Source organism: Rhodoplanes azumiensis (genome assembly GCF_042682915.1).
Classification (GTDB): Bacteria; Pseudomonadota; Alphaproteobacteria; order Rhizobiales; family Xanthobacteraceae; genus Rhodoplanes; species Rhodoplanes azumiensis.
In genome coordinates, this window is sequence record NZ_JBHUIW010000067.1 from 1 (window position 1) to 1,512 (window position 1,512).

Annotated in this window: 1 protein-coding gene; it reads left to right on the forward strand. The window is 69.4% G+C overall.

The window, feature by feature from the left end; genetic code table 11:
* The first annotated feature begins 272 nt into the window (after positions 1 to 272).
* Positions 273 to 1,511, forward strand: coding sequence for an IS4 family transposase (locus ACFSOX_RS23595; RefSeq protein ID WP_378480260.1), 1,239 nt, complete (start codon positions 273 to 275; stop codon positions 1,509 to 1,511).
* Position 1,512 lies beyond the last annotated feature (1 nt).

Below are 1,512 nucleotides of genomic sequence, written 5' to 3' on the forward strand. Positions count from 1 at the left end.
GCTACGGCATGCACAGATCTTGTTGCGACGGATTGACTCGGGGCGGCAGGAGGCATTCCCCTCGGGGTCGGTCGTGTGATTCTGTTGGGGACACTTCGGACGAATCGGAGTGTCGCCATGGACGTGACGGGTTGGTCGTTGGGTCGGTTCGGGGATCGGCGCCTCGATAAAGGGGGGCGGCGCTGCTCGAAGGTATCGTCGTGCACGCCAGCGTCTGCCTGCGGCAGCTGAGCAATGGCCGGCGATCCCAGGAAGTCCGGTTCAATCGGCTTTTGGGGAACGACAGGGTCACGGTCGAGCGCTTGATCGAGGGATGGAGCGAGCAGACCGCCCCGGCTTCGGCCGGGCGGCACGTGCTGGCGATCCAGGACACCAGCGAGATCAACTTCGCCACCACGGCCGAGCGCCGACGCGGCTTGGGCGAGATCGGCAAGGGCGTGGGACGGGGCCTGCTGGTGCATGCCATGGTGGCGGTCGACGCCGACAGCGGGAGCTGCCTGGGACTGGTCGCCGGCCGCGTCTGGACCCGCGCGGGCCGGGTCACGGTGCCGCACGCCGCACGCGCCCTGTCCGACAAGGAATCCGAGCGCTGGGTGAGCACCGGCGAGCAGGCCAAGACCGTGCTGGCGGCAGCCGCGCGGGTGACGATCGTCGGCGACCGCGAGAGCGACCTCTACGCGTTCTGGGCGACGCTGCCGAGCCCGACCGTCGATTTGATCGGACGGGTGATGCACGACCGTTGCGTCGCGGACGGCAGCCTTCTCTCGGCCGCAGGCGAGCGCTTCGCGTGTGCCGGCACGCGACGCGTCGTGTTGCCGGCACGGGCTCCCAACCGTCCGGCCCGGTCGGCGGAGGTGATCCTGCGGTTCGGACCGGTCGCGCTGCGGCGACCCAAGGGCCCGCACCATCGCCATCTGCCCGAGAGCGTCGCGCTCACCTTGGTCGAGGTGGTCGAGCCGTCGCCGCCGGAGAACATCGAGCCGCTGCACTGGCGCCTGCTCACGACGCATGCGGTCGGCGACGCCGCGGCGGCGTGGCGCATCGTCGATTGGTACCGACAGCGCTGGACCATCGAGCAGCTGTTCCGGCTGATGAAGAAGCAGGGTCTCCGGCTCGAAGACAGCCAGATCGAGACCGCGGATCGCCTCCTGAAGCTCGCCGCGATCGCCACCAAGGCGGCGGCCGTCACCCTTCAACTCCGGCAGGCCCGCGACGGAACCAGCGTCGAACCGGCCAGCATCGCCTTCACGGCCGACGAGGCCATCGTACTCGACGCCCTCGACGCCGAGTACCGCGGCAAGACCGCGCTGCAGACGAACCCGCACCCGCCGCGAAGCCTCTCCTGGGCCGCGTGGATCATCGCTCGTCTGGGCGGCTGGGACGGTTATCCGTCCTCCAAGCCCCCCGGGCCCATCACGTTCAGCCACGGCCTCCACCGGTTCCGCACCATCGCCGAAGGCTGGATCCTCCGAGACAAGCTCTTGCCCACCCGAAATGTGTGCATGCCGTAGC